Origin of the sequence: Methylomicrobium lacus, assembly GCF_041897535.1 — a bacterium.
In the GTDB taxonomy this organism is placed as follows: Bacteria; Pseudomonadota; Gammaproteobacteria; order Methylococcales; family Methylomonadaceae; genus Methylomicrobium; species Methylomicrobium lacus_A.
In genome coordinates, this window is record NZ_CP169217.1 from 4,167,489 (window position 1) to 4,182,053 (window position 14,565).

General features: G+C 54.9%; 13 protein-coding genes. 5 read left to right on the forward strand and 8 right to left on the reverse strand.

Features of this window, described 5'->3' with window-relative positions; translation table 11 throughout:
- Positions 1 to 101 precede the first annotated feature (101 nt).
- On the forward strand, positions 102 to 437 hold the full coding sequence (locus ACEPPP_RS18695) for an ASCH domain-containing protein (protein ID WP_374088869.1): 336 nt from the start codon (positions 102 to 104) through the stop codon (positions 435 to 437).
- A 31-nt stretch (positions 438 to 468) separates the two neighbouring features.
- Here the strand turns inward: ACEPPP_RS18695 and ACEPPP_RS18700 are convergent, their stop codons facing one another.
- The gene (locus ACEPPP_RS18700) at positions 469 to 1,467 is read right to left on the reverse strand and encodes a GGDEF domain-containing protein (RefSeq protein WP_374088870.1); all 999 of its coding nucleotides are present in this window, start codon (positions 1,465 to 1,467) and stop codon (positions 469 to 471) included.
- Between the two features lie 216 nt (positions 1,468 to 1,683).
- On the reverse strand, positions 1,684 to 2,598 hold the full coding sequence (gene hemF, locus ACEPPP_RS18705) for an oxygen-dependent coproporphyrinogen oxidase (protein ID WP_374088871.1): 915 nt from the start codon (positions 2,596 to 2,598) through the stop codon (positions 1,684 to 1,686).
- 90 nt (positions 2,599 to 2,688) lie between these two features.
- Here hemF and ACEPPP_RS18710 point away from each other — a divergent pair, with 90 nt between their 5' ends.
- A complete protein-coding gene (locus ACEPPP_RS18710; RefSeq protein WP_374088872.1) occupies positions 2,689 to 3,186 on the forward strand; it encodes a transcriptional repressor in 498 nt (165 codons plus the stop codon).
- A gap of 438 nt (positions 3,187 to 3,624) precedes the next feature.
- Here the strand turns inward: ACEPPP_RS18710 and ACEPPP_RS18715 are convergent, their stop codons facing one another.
- Positions 3,625 to 4,056, reverse strand: a complete 432-nt coding sequence (locus ACEPPP_RS18715) for a hypothetical protein (RefSeq protein ID WP_374088873.1) — start codon at positions 4,054 to 4,056, stop codon at positions 3,625 to 3,627.
- Between the two features lie 557 nt (positions 4,057 to 4,613).
- Here ACEPPP_RS18715 and ACEPPP_RS18720 point away from each other — a divergent pair.
- Both ACEPPP_RS18720 and ACEPPP_RS18725 read left to right on the forward strand, forming a co-directional pair.
- Positions 4,614 to 4,766, forward strand: coding sequence for a phage integrase N-terminal SAM-like domain-containing protein (locus ACEPPP_RS18720; protein WP_374088874.1), 153 nt, complete (start codon positions 4,614 to 4,616; stop codon positions 4,764 to 4,766).
- Positions 4,767 to 4,772: 6 nt separating this feature from the next.
- The gene (locus tag ACEPPP_RS18725) at positions 4,773 to 5,450 is read left to right on the forward strand and encodes an esterase/lipase family protein (RefSeq protein WP_374088875.1); all 678 of its coding nucleotides are present in this window, start codon (positions 4,773 to 4,775) and stop codon (positions 5,448 to 5,450) included.
- 5 nt (positions 5,451 to 5,455) lie between these two features.
- Here ACEPPP_RS18725 and ACEPPP_RS18730 read toward each other — a convergent pair whose 3' ends face one another.
- Positions 5,456 to 6,124, reverse strand: a complete 669-nt coding sequence (locus ACEPPP_RS18730; protein ID WP_374088876.1) for a lytic transglycosylase domain-containing protein — start codon at positions 6,122 to 6,124, stop codon at positions 5,456 to 5,458.
- A 340-nt stretch (positions 6,125 to 6,464) separates the two neighbouring features.
- Complete coding sequence (locus tag ACEPPP_RS18735; RefSeq protein WP_374088877.1) at positions 6,465 to 8,780, reverse strand: M20/M25/M40 family metallo-hydrolase; 2,316 nt, start codon at positions 8,778 to 8,780, stop codon at positions 6,465 to 6,467.
- Positions 8,781 to 8,956: 176 nt separating this feature from the next.
- Here ACEPPP_RS18735 and smbP point away from each other — a divergent pair, with 176 nt between their 5' ends.
- Positions 8,957 to 9,304, forward strand: a complete 348-nt coding sequence (gene smbP, locus ACEPPP_RS18740) for a small metal-binding protein SmbP (RefSeq protein ID WP_024297006.1) — start codon at positions 8,957 to 8,959, stop codon at positions 9,302 to 9,304.
- 40 nt (positions 9,305 to 9,344) lie between these two features.
- Here the strand turns inward: smbP and ACEPPP_RS18745 are convergent, their stop codons facing one another.
- The 3 genes from ACEPPP_RS18745 to ACEPPP_RS18755 form a co-directional block, all read right to left on the reverse strand.
- The gene (locus tag ACEPPP_RS18745) at positions 9,345 to 11,996 is read right to left on the reverse strand and encodes a class I adenylate cyclase (protein WP_374088878.1); all 2,652 of its coding nucleotides are present in this window, start codon (positions 11,994 to 11,996) and stop codon (positions 9,345 to 9,347) included.
- Between the two features lie 133 nt (positions 11,997 to 12,129).
- The gene (gene argH, locus ACEPPP_RS18750) at positions 12,130 to 13,524 is read right to left on the reverse strand and encodes an argininosuccinate lyase (RefSeq protein WP_374088879.1); all 1,395 of its coding nucleotides are present in this window, start codon (positions 13,522 to 13,524) and stop codon (positions 12,130 to 12,132) included.
- A 199-nt stretch (positions 13,525 to 13,723) separates the two neighbouring features.
- Entirely contained in the window at positions 13,724 to 14,518 is a 795-nt protein-coding gene (locus tag ACEPPP_RS18755; RefSeq protein ID WP_374088880.1) for an elongation factor-1 alpha, read from the reverse strand.
- Positions 14,519 to 14,565 lie beyond the last annotated feature (47 nt).

Consider the following 14,565-nt stretch of genomic DNA (forward strand, 5'->3'; position numbering starts at 1 on the left):
GGCAGAATACGATTTCCGCTAACAATAACGGGATGAAATATTCATGATTTAGACTATCATGTACAGGTCTTTCCCCACTACACAAATTTAGAGAAAAGCGCATGGAAATGTATCCGAATAAAACGTGTTCGATCGATCGGCTGGTGACTCAACCGAGACTCGTTGAGGCCGCCAAAACGGGCGTCAAAACCCAACAGCGCCGGGACGGCGTTTATGGCTGGCCGGGCGAAAAGTTTACCTTGGATGGCCAGGAATTTGTGATCACCGGTTTGGACCGCCAGCGTTTGGGCGATTTGACCGACAAGGATGCGCAGGCGGAAGGCTTTCCCGATCTGGAAACTTATAAAGGCCTGATCATCAGAATGCATCCGGGCATGGAATGGAATCCGGACAGCCTGGTTTGGGTGCACAGCTTTGCCGCGCTGGTCGAGGCCTAGCCCCCGCGCGTAGGATTGATCCGCCGGACGTTCAGGAATAACACATCACCCGATTCCGTCCGGCCTGCTTCCCCCGATAGAGCGCAATATCGGCCAATTTGACGCTTTCCTCTATCGGATGTTCGGTTCGATGTTCGCAAAGGCCGATCGTCAACGTCACCGCATATTCGCTGCCGCCGATCTGAAACGTATGCTCAGCCACCGTGTTGCGGATTTTTTCGGCCAGCACCCGCGCGCCGCCGATGTCGGTATGCGGCAACAGCAGCAGAAATTCTTCGCCGCCCCAGCGCGCCAGTGTGTCGTCTTTGCGGAGTTGGCGCTTGATGAAATACGCGACCGCTTGCAGAATCTGATCACCGGATTCGTGCCCGTAATTGTCGTTGATCTTTTTGAAATGGTCGATATCGACGAAAGCGACCGATAACGTGGTACGTTCGCGCGCCGCCAGTTTGCCTTGCTGGGTCAAAAAGTCGGTCATTCGGCGCCGATTGTACAAGCCGGTCAAAGGATCGGTATGGGCCTGATTTTCGAGTTCCTGTTCCAGGAAGATCGACGCCAGGCGGAAATAGTAGCTGATGATGCACTGCGCGGTAAATGCAATGACGATATTGCTGCGTTCGAGCAGTCTGGCCTGCTGTTCCGAAAGCGCCGGATTGAGCGGTTGATCATGGGTATAGAGGCTGAGCCACAAAAACTCCGCCCCCAGCGCGATCGAAACAAAAATGATCGCCTTGCCGTCGAATTTATTGTTGAACAGCGTGAAAGGAACCGCGGCAAAAAGATAATATTGAAAACCGGCCTGCCATCCGAGCGTCGGCACGACCAGCAAGGTATGCAAAAATACCTCGATCGTCATCAGCACGATGGCCGGATGGTGCAGGCCTTGCTGATTCGAGGCCCACGCGCTGATCCACAGTATCGAGCTGAAAATATTCAGCAAGGACAAGCCGGGGAAGCCCAGCCAATAAAACAGCGGTATCAGGACCAGGTGAACCAGGATGCCGACATAGCCGACCGAATTGATTACCATAAAAATACGGTAGTTCTGTCGTTCCTCACTACCGTTTCTGATAATCCTGTTCATGTCGCTCCTATTTTTTGATCCTTATCAAGAAATGCCCATCAGGATAGGCGAATGGCTTATCCTATAATTCGCAAAAACTGATGAGGGGTAACGTGAAGGCTTATCTTATGTTGCCTTAACGTCTTGTGCAAGCCTGAAGTTCAAAAAACGGGAGCGGGGGAATTAACTTTCCAGCCAGTCTTGCGGTTTTAAATAGTGCGCATAAAGCTCGGCTTCGGGGCTGTCCGCTTCGGGCTGCCAGTTGTAGCGCCAGTGCGCGGCCGGCGGCATCGACATCAGGATCGATTCGGTGCGCCCGCCCGATTGCAGGCCGAACAGCGTGCCCCGGTCGTAGACCAGATTGAATTCGACATAGCGCCCGCGCCGGTACAGTTGAAACTCGCGTTCGCGCTCGCCATAGGGGGTGTTTTTGCGCTTTTGCACGATAGGCAGATAGGCCGGTATATAATGGTTGCCGACGCTTTGCATGAAAGCAAAGGCCTTATCGAAACCCCATTCGTTCAAATCATCGAAAAACAGCCCGCCGACGCCGCGCGTCTCGTTCCGGTGTTTCAGGAAGAAATAGTCGTCGCACCATTTCTTATAGGTGGGATAAACCGCTTCGCCGAAAGGCTCACAAGCCGCCTTCGCGGTCCGATGCCAATGCAGCACGTCCTCCCTGAACGGATAATAAGGCGTCAGATCGAAGCCGCCGCCAAACCACCAGACATCCGCTTCGCCGGGTTTCTCGGCAATCAAAAAGCGCACATTCGCATGCGAGGTCGGCACATAGGGATTTAGGGGATGAATAACCAGCGAGACGCCCATCGCCTGAAATTGACGGTCGGCCAGCTCCGGGCGTTTCGCGGTCGCGGAGGGCGGCAGCTTGAAGCCCGACACATGCGAAAAATTGACGCCGGCCTGCTCGAATACCGATCCATTCGCCAGTACGCGGGTCCGGCCTCCGCCGCCTTCGGCTCGCTGCCACGGATCCTCGATGAAACGCGCATCGTCCTCTTCTTGTTCAAGTGCGGCGCAGATTTGATCCTGCAAGGTTAACAAATAGTCTTTTACGGCTTCAATGTTGTGTGTGTTCATCTCTGGGTCGGGTGCGGTAATTCGGAGCGGGTCGATTAAAAGGCAATTTATGTTATATTATCACATGCCTGTTAGTTTATTCGTCCTCTCATGATTTCGTCATCCGACCCTGTCCCGGCAAAACATGACCATGCCAAATGCGTCAGCGCCGCCCTGGACACCGCCGAACAACTCTGCGTCGTGCGCGGCGTGCAATTGACTCCGATCCGTCTGCAAGTATTGAAACTGATCTGGGAAAGCCACCAAGCGGTCAAGGCTTATGACTTGCTGGACCGCATCAAGCCCTTGAAACAGGAAGCGAAGCCGGCCACGATTTACCGGGCGCTCGATTTTTTGATCGACCAGGGCCTGATTCATCGGATAGAAAGCCTGAATGCCTTCATCGGCTGCAACTGTTCCGGACAGCAGCACGAGCAGTTATTGCTGATCTGCAAGCAATGCCACGAAGTCGAGGAGCGCCCCGCGCCTGAGGTGATGAGATCGCTTTTGTCCGAAATCAAGCGAGCGGATTTTACTGTGCACAGCAAGGCGATTGAGATTCATGGCATTTGCGCCAAATGTTCGAAGGCCCCGAATGCCGGAGGATAAGGTTCGATATTGAATATTAAGAAAGAACGGTTCGCAATTGATGCGGTTCCTATCGTCACCGCATCCTACGGGCTAACGCAAAGGACAGGGCGCGCCGCTAACGAACGCACAGCGAAGCCGCCGAACCCGATTAAAAAGCCAATCTTCAAAATCGCCAGCGGGCGGCGCAGTCTTTGACTGCTGAGTTAGGCCGGATGGTACACCCGACGTCGAAACGCCGCCAGCAAAAGCTGGAAAAAGCAACGAGGTTCGAAAATTTCATCGTGTCTGCCCCCATTTTTGACCCCTCTTGATGGTGTCGATGATTGCACCGCGTCTTAGATATTTTCTACTCATGCTTCCTCCTGCCGGTGCCTAACGTGAAGCTAACCGGGCGCGTCCCGGAAAGCCAAATATACAAAACCGCATGATGCTCCCGCGCTCCGGTTGAGCGCTGGGTTAGATCGCATTTGTGCCGGAAATAAAACCCCAGGCGTTTTCATACTGGGTGAGCTTGGTGACTTCGCTGCGAGAGACATATTTCATCGTCGAAGGGGGCTTTGCGGACTTCACTAGCTGCACGAGTTCCGCATGCGGAATGACCCAAACTCGCGGGGAGTGGTGCAGATCTTCAAACTTACCATCGTAAGTTAGGAGAACCACGAAATGATTCTCTCTCGGCACCGAAGGTACATTTCCCATGAGCCAATCGACTCGTCCTACGACAGCTTTCACATCAATTGTCACGGCATCACCGGCATGTCGAACTACGACGATGTCTACGGCCTTCTTGTTTCCCAGGGTTAAATTCGCATCGAGTCCCAAACGATGTAGAAGTGAAATGACGTGAAACTCGGATGCGAGATTTGTGTTGTATCCGTTCTTCTTCATAGAATGAATTGTTGCGATACAAGGTTACGTGAGGTCTAACGCAAAGCTATGGGGCGCGTAGCGAAGCGTCCCTTTGAGCGACGTGTTATGAGTGATCTTAGTGACCATTTACAATTGCCTGTTTGATTATTGGAGCCACTGAAACCGAATTAATACTACGTTCTTTACAGTATTTAGACTGCAACCATAGAGATAGCTGCTTTTGCCCCTTGCTGGCATTGCACCCACAGCAACAAAGAACGATATTTTCTCTGGTGATAATTGTTGTATCGTTAATGATGTGCTCCCAACTGGCTGCGGACTTCCTGGAGACTTTGGCAGACGTAAATTCAACACCGCAATAAACGCAAGCCTTATCTCTTTCCCTGATTTCCGTTTCTAGCCAAGCTGGTATGTTCCAATTATTTGCCACGACCCGATCCGTTTATGCATAACTGCAATTAGACGTCCTAACAAACGCAAAAAAATTGCGTCATAAGGCTGTCTAAATAGTTGTAAAATCATAAAACAGATTTATTTTCATTAGATGCGCGCGAAATTATCACATCCTAAATAAAATGCAATTCCCGTCAGCAAATTTTTTTGGTAAGCCGCCCAAGTTGCTCGATCAGGTTAGGGACAAAATCCGCCTGAAGCATTACAGCATCCGCACCGAGCAGGCTTATACAAGCCGGATCAAACGCTTTACATTGCAATTTGCTGGATTCTAAAAGCCGATGAAAGACTTCACCTTGACCGCGATTGAAAAAGATTCCGAGGCGATCGTACTCCTGCATGGTCTGAAGCGCACCTACCGCAGCATGGACAAGGCGGGCAGTGTGCTGGCAACCTACGGCTATAAAATCGTCAATGCGAGCTATCCTTCGACGCAGCAGAAAATCGAGCCGCTGGCGTTGCAATGTATCGGGCAGGTTGTGCAGGAATGCGAGGCTGCCGGCGTCAAAAAAATTCATTTCCTGACGCATTCCTTGGGCGGTATCCTGATTCGTTATTATCTGTCGGTCGCGTCGATCGAAAAACTCGGTCGCGTGGTGATGCTCGCGCCGCCGAATAAGGGCAGCGAAATCGTCGATAGGCTCGGTAATTGGCGGTTGTTTTATCTACTGAACGGGCCGGCAGGCTTGCAGCTCGGTACGGACCCTGACAGTTTGCCGAATCGGCTCGGTTCGGTCAATTTCGAAGCCGGCGTGATTGCCGGCGACAAAACCGCAAATCCCTTGCTGTCACTCTTGTTTCCGGAGGCGAACGACGGCAAGGTGGCGGTGAGCCGGACCCACGTCGACGGCATGCGCGACTTTATCGTGCTGCCTTACTCGCATACCTTCATCATGCGGCGCGATCAGGTGATCCGGCAGGCCTTGCACTTCATTCAGCAAGGCCGCTTCGTCCAATAACCAGGTTACTGCTGGAGAGTCGTTCGGTTGGCCTGCGCCAATTGCAATTGCTCGGTCAGGCGGGCCGTCGATTTCATCTGCTTGTAGACGCGCATCACCTTGTCGGGATAGCGTGATTTTGATTTGCCCAGGCTGCCGTTATAGCGCAACAAGGTGCGGCGGATATTGCCGTTGCTGACATCCTTGTATTGCGCCAGGATATGGGTGCCGAGCTTGATGTTTTTGCGCGGATCATACAAGGCGGGCAAGCCTCCGAGATTTTTGACTTTCTTCGGATGGGCGCGGGCCAGAACCTGCATCAGTCCGCGCGCGCCGGCCGGACTGACCGCTTTTTCCTTGAATCTGGACTCGACCGCAATCACGGCCAGGATCAATTCAGGTTGCAGGCCTTGTTGCAATCCGTGCCGAAACGCCTCGGAGACGATCGTCGCCGCCTTGTGTTCGGAAATTTTGAAACGTTCCTTGATGTAGCCGGACAGCGCCTTGATTTTTAGATTGTTCGGATCGGTGTTGGCGGCTTCCTGCTGAAATTCGTGCGAATCGCTCGGATCGAATTTCATGGGCGGCACGGCAGCCCGCGAGGGTTGATGGGTTAACCCGGCGCCGATCAAAAACAGCAACGGGATGGTGACGGTATCGTGGTAAGCGCGTTTTAGCAAGATTTGAGTTCGCATATTCGGCCTCTTGTTATTTACGGGTTAAATTGCCGTCAGCGCCACACCGCTTGGCAAACCCGGGATTGAACGGCAATATCAGGCAAAAGGTCATGACAATTGCCGGAAAAATAAGGAAAAAAAAGTTAATAACAGACTCGCTGGTGTTGGTGACGTTTTGAAGCTTAACGCATAATCACGGCAGGTGCAAACTTTTGCCGCGTATTTGCCAAAGCAAAAAGTTTATGCTTGGCTTTTTTTTAAGCCTCTGTTTTATTTGATGAATATTTTTTAAACCATTGAAAAATAATGGTTATGGCGATTTTGGCCGACATAAGAAAGGCTGTTGCCGAGGGGCGATTCAGAGCCGATACGACTGCCGCAAAATGACCGCATCGACCGGCATGGCCGACGACGAGCGCATCGGGATGCTATTTTCGGGGCGTGATTTGAAGCTTTTCTGCCAAATTTCGCCAAGATCGGGGCGAATTTCGATAATTTCCACCATTTTCATGCGCAAATCTGCCGGCAGCACAAAGGTCAACGTGATGCCTTCAGCCGGCAGAGCCTGGAATTCGATGTACTGAATCGGCGAGTCCGCACGAGGGTTCTGATAAATCAATTGCTTGTTCGCATAAATTTGAGCCGCAGCCGCCATGTTGTCGGCATTCAAGCGGATCGTCGGGGCAGCGCGCCGCGAACGAACATGGATGCCGAGATAATTTTTTCCCTCGGCGCTGCGTTGCTCCACGACGCGGACTTCGGGTGCCGCAAGCGGGACCGGCTGGGTTTCTCGCGCCAACAGGCGCCGCACCGGCACGAAATCAGCAAAAATTCCGGCCGTGCTGATCTCGGGTTCGGCGCTTAGAAATTGGCGGGTCCAGTCATCCGCTTCGGCATCGTAGCTGAGCCATCTTGCCGTATCGGTCGCGCCGTCCCAGGCATAAACGATGCTGTTGGGTTTGGGGCGATCCCGGTTGAAATCGGATGCGCGGTCGGCCTGAATCAGCAACAGGCCAGCGGCCGCGAGGAAACCGGCCGGCAGGCTCCAGCCGAGCGCGCGATTCAGGATGTCCAGGGCAGGGGCGATCAGGCCCAGAGTCAACACGGCGACTATCATCAACAGCCAATCGGCATGAAAGCCGAGGGCATGATGGCCCAGATACAGCGTCGGCATGACGATCAGTAAAACGGCCGCCGAGCAGGCGCCGGTGATGAAGAGGGTCCGCATGCCGGGCCAGACTAGGCGGAATGCCCAATCGGCGAGCATGGCCAGCGCCGGAACCAATGCAAAAAATACGCCGCCAGGAAATGCGAGGGCCAGATAGATGCTCGCCGTTAGCCAGAGGCTGAGGGCGCCCGCCGAAAATTCGCGCGGCTGAATCCATCGTGAGAGTCCCCTGTGCAGCAGCGTCAATCCGGCGACGGTCAGGCAGCATGCCGCGAAAAAGTAGAGCGCCGCATTATAAGGCTCCTGCAGCCAGCGGTAATTGGGATAAAGGCGCATGACCGCGGCATGGAAGGCGAAATTGATGCCCGTCATCAGTCCGGTCAGCAGCAGGAAAATCACCGTTTGCAGAAGATATTGCCGTATGCCCAATCGGCGGTCATAACCGCCGGCCATCGCGAGCAGGGCAAACAACAGGAGCGCCGCGCCGGCGCTCAGCAGCGGAAGATGATCATCCAGGGAAAACAGCAATAATTTTCCGAAAGGCAGGTTGAAATAGCCGATGTCGCCGTCCTGATCCAGGTTTTTCAGATCGGCATCGGCAAAGTGCCGGACCAGTTGCAGCAGGTTTTCGCCTAGCAGGGCCAGCGTGCGCGGGTCCAGCCGTTCCAGGTTGTCGAGCGCCGTATGATAATCGGTCCAGCCTTCGAGGAACGCAAAGTTCATCCCGGCGATGCCGGCTTCCCGGAAGACGCTGAAGTCGGTGTCGTTCTGCAGCAGTTTTTTATAGATCGAAAACATCAGCGAGGAAGCGACCGGATGGACTGCGGCGCGCGCGTAATGCTCGACCAGCCGGGCATTGCGGTCGCTGGTTTCAAACATCAAGAGCACGCCGCCGTTGCCGCGCGCCTCGAAATTGAGCGCCAGCCTGCAATCCTTTGCCCACGGATGCCGCTCGACAAATGCGCGGCTGCCCAAGAGGCCCAACTCTTCGGCATCGGAGAACAGAAAGATCAGGTCGTTTTTGGCGTGAGGGTGATGTTTCAAGAGACGCAACGCTTCCAGCATCGAGGCGACCGCCGCGCCGTCGTCCGCCGCTCCGGGCGAGGTCTCGGCCGAATCATAATGCGCCGCGACCAGCACCGCGCCCCGGCTCTCTTTACCCGCCACACGCACCATGATGTTCTTGATCCGCGCGGCCTTTACGGACGGTTCCGGTGTATCAAAGCGCGCGGAAGCGATCGTTTCCTGCACCTCGGCCCGGTAACCGAGCGCTTCGATTTGTTCCAGCAAGTAAGCGGCGACTTCATCATGCGACCTGGAGCCCACCGGATGCGGTTTGGCGGCGATATGCCGCAAGTGCGCAAGCGCATGCTCGATCGGATAAGAAGCCTCGCCTTGATCCCGATCGAGTGCTGGCGGGGCGAGCATAAGGCCGCAGGCCCAAAATGTCAGGCTCCAGAGCAGGATGATGATGGAGGCCTGTTGCCAGGCGGTCTTTGGAGGCATGGAATCGGGATGCGGGGTGACGAAAACTGAAGTTTAAACAGCTTCGCCGGAACTGACAATTTTCAGCCGTGTCTTATGCCTACACTTCATCGCAGAAGTGGAGGTAGTGAATAGGTTGGCGCAGCCGTTGACGCATGTCCGGCAAGCGGATCATTTTTCGAATTTAGGAGATAAAAATGAACAAAATTGCGTTGTTAGGTGCGGGTTTATTGCTGCTGCTGGGTTCTGCCTCTGTTGTCGTCGCGGAGGAACACGCGGCAGCGGCTTTGGAACACGCCAATCAGGCGGTGATGCATGGGGAGGCCGGACACGCGTCCATGCTGGTGGACCATGCCACGGAAGCGTTGAAACATGCGCATGCGGCTTCGGATATTGCAAAAGGCGAAGCCAAAACCCACATCGATGCGTCGATCAAGTCGTTGGAAGTCGCAATCGAACACGGCAAGAAGGGTGCCGGCCATGAACCGATCGCGACGAAAGCCGCCGAGGAGGCGGTCGACCATCTGAAAGCGGCCAATAAGTAAGTCTTTACATAGGGCGGCTATACGACCGCCCTTAGGCGACTCAATTGGCGTCGTCAGACCGCGCTTCTAGATTTTCCTGGCATTCGAGAAGAGGCAGCATTTGTGGATTTGCCGCATTGATAACGCCATGCGCCGAAGGTGGCAATTCACCCTCGTTGCGATCTTGCTCCCGAGGCAGAGGGTAAGAGAGCGTGACACACGACCACCCCCCCGCAGCATTTTTTTTAAGTTCAAAAAATTCGATCGCGGTTGCTGATGTCGGCTTTCGGGATGAAACGGCGGTCAAAAAACGCGCATACTCGCGCACGAGCGGGCTCAAGCTGGAGTCCTGATATTGGCGATTGTAGAGCACGCCCTGCTCATCCAAGATATAGACCCTGATGCTGATGGCTTCCCGGTGAAAGAAGCACTGCACGGTGAACGGCCGGTTTTCCCGGTAAATCGCCGGAATCGGAGTTTCTGCCAATACCTCGGCATCGAAAGCGACCGATCCGTAAAGTGCTTGCGGCAAGGACAGCGCTTTGATTAATTGGCCTTCGTCGGCGCAAGGCTGGTATTGTAAACTGGAATCTTTTTTCGAAACAATGAAATAGCGTTCGCCGCCCGCGAGCACGTAACGGGGCGCCGGATTGTCCGCTTCATCGCGATGGAGTGCGAGCAGCGCCTCGAACAACTGTTCGATGCGCCGGATAATGTTATCGGCCTGTCCCGGTGTTTGGCAGATGGCCGCCAGGCAACCGGCCGCCACGGGATGCCGTGTGTCGTTGATAATGCCGATCAGGCAATTGAGCAGGCCTTCGATGCCATCCTCGTGGCTGGTCAACACTTCATTCCAATGGCTGATCGAAACCCGGTCTATCGTTCGCACCAGGCATGCACGCCGCGCGCCATGGCTCAACGGGTTGTTCCTGGGGCTGAGCACATAGGGACCGGCTTCCGCGTCCGGGAGTCCTTGGCCGAGATTGATCAGCAACAGCGAGTGCGTTAAGCCGTTATCGCCTTCGTAATTGCCGAGCGAATCCGAAGAATCGAAATGGCGTTTGAAAAACTTGTCCAAGCGATCCAGGACCGTGTTCAGCTCGATCGGCGTCAGATTGTACGATTTGACCCTGCATTGAATCGGCGCGCGTGGACGATAAAAACCGTTGACGCTTAGCCAGCACAACATTTCGATCAGCGTCGGGCGGCGATAGAGCGGTGTCCGAAGAGCCGTATCCTGGACGTTGTTGTGATCGACAAACAAACCCCATTCGCTCCCGCCTGTGGCGGACTGACTTTCGACGATCGACAGGCTACGCCTGATCGGCAGCCCGTATCCCCGTGTCGTGGTAATTTCGATCTTGCCTTGCCTTTTTTCAAAAAAAGCGATAAGTTTTCTGCCGAGCAACTTCATGTCGTTGCATTCCTGAAAATCAGGATCGATATGCTCGTGCGAAAAACGGATGATTTTATTATGACAATGCGCCAATTGCTCGACGATCGCCGCATTTTCGGCCAGTAATGTTTCAATATCCCATGAATTTCGATCGCATGGCGCATCGAGCGGATTGTTCGGCCACTGCCAGCTGGCGGACATCTCGCGAAAATAATTCTCGTAAGGCGAAAGCGGGCCGATTTGCCGATGATCGCCCGACGCTTCGGTCACCTTGAGGCAAATGATCCGCCGAATCATCGCCAGTCTTTCGTGGCTCTGCGCCTTGAGCAGATAGTCTTCCAATTTGCGGTAGATCAGCACATAAGGGTCGATCTCGAGGCCGGTCAATTTGCCTTGATAAACCGCACGCTTGATGGCGACGCACAGCCAGTTGATATAGGGATACTCGCTCGCATAGCATTCCAGCAGCGACAGCTTCAGCAAGGATTTGTAGGGTGAATTCAATGCCTTATAGATATGCCATTGCGTCGCGCTGATGAATTCACCGGCGGGGACATGCGCGAGGCCGCCCAGATCGAGAATCTGGTTTGCGTTCACAAACCGGCGCTCCAGCAAATGCGCGAGATAGCCTTGATAGTCGTTCTCGTATTCCGGGGGAACCAGCCACCAGGCCAGGATCTTGCCGGCGACATAGATCGAGGTTCGGTAGAATTCTTCGAGCAATAGATAATGCTGGGTTTCGCCGCTGCTGTCGGCGGAAACCGGCGTTTTCTGGTCGAGCAGAAATTGTTCGCTGTTGATCAGGAAAAAGTGTACTTCCAGTTGCAGCGACGCGGCCCAATCCTCCAGGGCTTGGACTTTCTTTTGCAGTTCGTCGAGTGCCGCTTGCGGCAGATCGGCCCTGTGGCATAACCAGATATCGATATCGCTGGCTTTGGTAAAGGCGATGCTGCCGACGCTGCCCATCAAAAATAGCCCATCGATCGCCGCTGGGTGATGGTGGCGTCTTTGCGGCTGAAGATTAAAGCTGCGGTTGATTTGCCGAGCGGCGTTGATGGCCCGTTTGTCGGGCTGATACGAAAAAATACCCGCGGGCGTTGCCGTGGAGATAAAGCCCGGCAATGCCGGATGGTTCATGTGCAGAATCAGCGGCAACGCATCCAGAAACTGGCGCTGGCCGCTATTCAAAATGTGCCGAATGCTCTCCCGCTTGAGTTGGTGCAGTTTTTTAAAGCGTTTGGAAAGGGTCCAAAGGTCTCTGAAACTGATCTCTTCTCCGGGGGCGCCTAGCTGTATGGGGGGAAGTTGATTGGGCACGAATTAAGCCTGGGATAATGTTTCCTTCCCAGTATAGTACAAGGTGTGTTTCTGCTTGGATGGGGCAGGCGCTTCGCGCTCGGATGCATTTCGTTCGAAACAGAGACGACGAACGCCTGCCCTTCAGGAAGTTTCAGGAGCTGGCCAAAACTTTGCGGGCCGTCTGAATCGCTTGCCTGACCGTATCCGGCGCGGTGCCGCCCAGGTGTTTGCGGGCGGCGACCGAGCCTTCCAGCGTCAGCGAATCGAATACCTCGGCGCCGATCAGCGGCGAAAACTGTTGCAATTCGGCCAGAGTCAGTTCGGACAGATCGCGCCCGGTCGTCAAGCCGAGACGCACCGCCAGGCCGACCACCTCATGCGCGTCGCGGAACGCCATGCCTTTGCGGACCAGATAATCGGCCAGGTCGGTCGCGGTCGCAAAGCCTTTTTTCGCTGACTGATACATGTTGTCCTTCTTGGCCTGGATGTGCGGCACCATGTCCGCATAGGCGCGCAGGCAGTTGATCACCGTATCGACCGTATCGAAAAGAGGTTCCTTGTCTTCCTGATTGTCCTTGTTGTAAGCGAGCGGCTGGCTCTTCATCAGCATCAACAACGACACCAGATGCCCGGTCACCCGTCCCGATTTGCCGCGCACCAGCTCCGGCACGTCCGGATTTTTCTTTTGCGGCATGATCGACGAGCCGGTGCAGAAGGCGTCCGGGATTTCGATGAAGTTGAACTGGGCGCTGGACCAGAGAATCAACTCCTCGGAGAAGCGCGACAAATGCATCATGATCAGGCTCGCCGCGGCGGTGAATTCGATCGCGAAGTCGCGGTCGCTGACCGAATCGAGCGAATTGGCCGACGGCCGGCTGAAGCCGAGCAGTTCGGCGGTAACCGAACGGTCTATCGGATAGCTGGTGCCGGCCAGGGCCGCAGCGCCCAGCGGCATGATGTTGATCCGCTTCAGGCAGTCCTGAAGGCGTTCGCGGTCGCGTTGCAGCATCTCGAACCAGGCCATCAGATGGTGGCCGAAGGTGATCGGCTGGGCGACCTGCAAATGCGTGAAGCCGGGCATGATCGTGTCCGCATGCTGCTCGGCCAGATTCAAAATCGCGGTTTGCAGGCGGGTCAGTTGCCGTTCGATCTGGCCGACTTCGCTGCGCAGGTACAGGCGGATGTCGGTTGCGACCTGATCGTTGCGCGAACGGCCGGTATGCAGCTTCTTGCCGGCGATGCCGATCAGATCGGTCAGCCGCGCCTCGATGTTCATGTGCACGTCTTCCTGCTTGATCGACCAGGTAAACTCGCCGCTTTGGATTTCGCCGGCGATCTGGGTCAGGCCCTTCTCGATCGCCGCGCACTCGTCGCCGGTCAAGATGCCGGTCTTCGCGAGCATTTTCGCATGCGCGATCGAGCCTTGGATATCCTGCTCGGCCATGCGTTTGTCGAAATCGATCGAAGCGGTAAAGACTTCGACAAAGGCATCGGTCGCCTCGGCAAAACGGGCGCTGGAAAGTTTTTCGGTGTTAACGTTGGTCATGGATTCGGCGGAGTCGGGTCAGTGCGCGCGCATGCGGGTTTCAGCATCCGCGCCGAGTCAAAAATCGGGCCATTATAGCAGGTTTCCGAAGGCTTTAACCGGCTCCGTGCGAGCCGTGCGCTGAGGTCGAGCTTGCCGGCGCCTGGAAGGATTCGGCAAGCTCAAGGTGAAAGGAATGTTGCCGCGCAGGGGCGGTTACCTAATCGCGCAGCAGCGCATTCCGGCTGTCTTCCTGGTGCTTCACCGGCCCCAGTATCCACATCTGGTACATCGACACGCACCACATGTAGGCGAACGACAGGCCCATTCCCGCGCCGGCCAGAATCACAAAGATTGCGAAGTGCGGAGAAAGTTTGGTCAGCCACCAGGAGAAAATGTCGACCAAGAGGAATATGTACGGCATCACGATCGCCGCATATTTGTACTGCTTGTTGACCCCGGTGCTGAAGCTGAAAATCAGGCCGACGAACATGAAGATGAAGCTGATCCCGAAAATGTGGATGTGCGAGACCCGGACCAGCGCTTCAAAGGTCGCGCCGGTGTTGGTATCCGTGTATTTTTTCAGGTTCTCGTAAGTGCTGAAATCGGGCAGCCCGCCGGCGTCGGCGTTGTGGCACATCACGCAGTGGTCGTCGATGATCGGCTTGATGTAGACCGTGTATTCTTGCTCCTTCGCGCCGTCCCGAACCCATTGGATGATGCGGAAACGGTCTTCGTCCGGCGCGTTGGCCTTCATCGAGCCGTTCAATTTACCTTCCAGCGTGGAGCTCGAACGGTCGCCGTAGTAGCTATACACAATGTCGTCGAACGACAGGCCGAACTGGCCGTCGGCCATGCCGTGCGTAAACAGGATCTGAGTCAAGGCCATCAGATAGCCGACCGCAACGGTCGTCAGATAGCCGCTGAACAGCAGCTTGATCGAGGTCGAAAAACTGATCAGGTTGATGCCTTTGAGCGGATGGTCGTGGGCATGGGGAGGAATGTTGGTTTCCATAAGTCGGTGGTGAGGGTAGTTAAAAAACCGGTCGAAACTTCGCTGTA

What these genes read in the sequence shown, in the direction of transcription:
- ACEPPP_RS18695 (WP_374088869.1), top strand. Translation starts at nt 102, where the DNA reads ATGGAAATGTATCCGAATAAAACGTGTTCGATCGATCGGCTGGTGACT.
- ACEPPP_RS18700 (WP_374088870.1), bottom strand. Translation starts at nt 1,467, where the DNA reads ATGGTAATCAATTCGGTCGGCTATGTCGGCATCCTGGTTCACCTGGTC.
- hemF (WP_374088871.1), bottom strand. Translation starts at nt 2,598, where the DNA reads ATGAACACACACAACATTGAAGCCGTAAAAGACTATTTGTTAACCTTG.
- ACEPPP_RS18710 (WP_374088872.1), top strand. Translation starts at nt 2,689, where the DNA reads ATGATTTCGTCATCCGACCCTGTCCCGGCAAAACATGACCATGCCAAA.
- ACEPPP_RS18715 (WP_374088873.1), bottom strand. Translation starts at nt 4,056, where the DNA reads ATGAAGAAGAACGGATACAACACAAATCTCGCATCCGAGTTTCACGTC.
- ACEPPP_RS18720 (WP_374088874.1), top strand. Translation starts at nt 4,614, where the DNA reads ATGCAATTCCCGTCAGCAAATTTTTTTGGTAAGCCGCCCAAGTTGCTC.
- ACEPPP_RS18725 (WP_374088875.1), top strand. Translation starts at nt 4,773, where the DNA reads ATGAAAGACTTCACCTTGACCGCGATTGAAAAAGATTCCGAGGCGATC.
- ACEPPP_RS18730 (WP_374088876.1), bottom strand. Translation starts at nt 6,124, where the DNA reads ATGCGAACTCAAATCTTGCTAAAACGCGCTTACCACGATACCGTCACC.
- ACEPPP_RS18735 (WP_374088877.1), bottom strand. Translation starts at nt 8,780, where the DNA reads ATGCCTCCAAAGACCGCCTGGCAACAGGCCTCCATCATCATCCTGCTC.
- smbP (WP_024297006.1), top strand. Translation starts at nt 8,957, where the DNA reads ATGAACAAAATTGCGTTGTTAGGTGCGGGTTTATTGCTGCTGCTGGGT.
- argH (WP_374088879.1), bottom strand. Translation starts at nt 13,524, where the DNA reads ATGACCAACGTTAACACCGAAAAACTTTCCAGCGCCCGTTTTGCCGAG.
- ACEPPP_RS18755 (WP_374088880.1), bottom strand. Translation starts at nt 14,518, where the DNA reads ATGGAAACCAACATTCCTCCCCATGCCCACGACCATCCGCTCAAAGGC.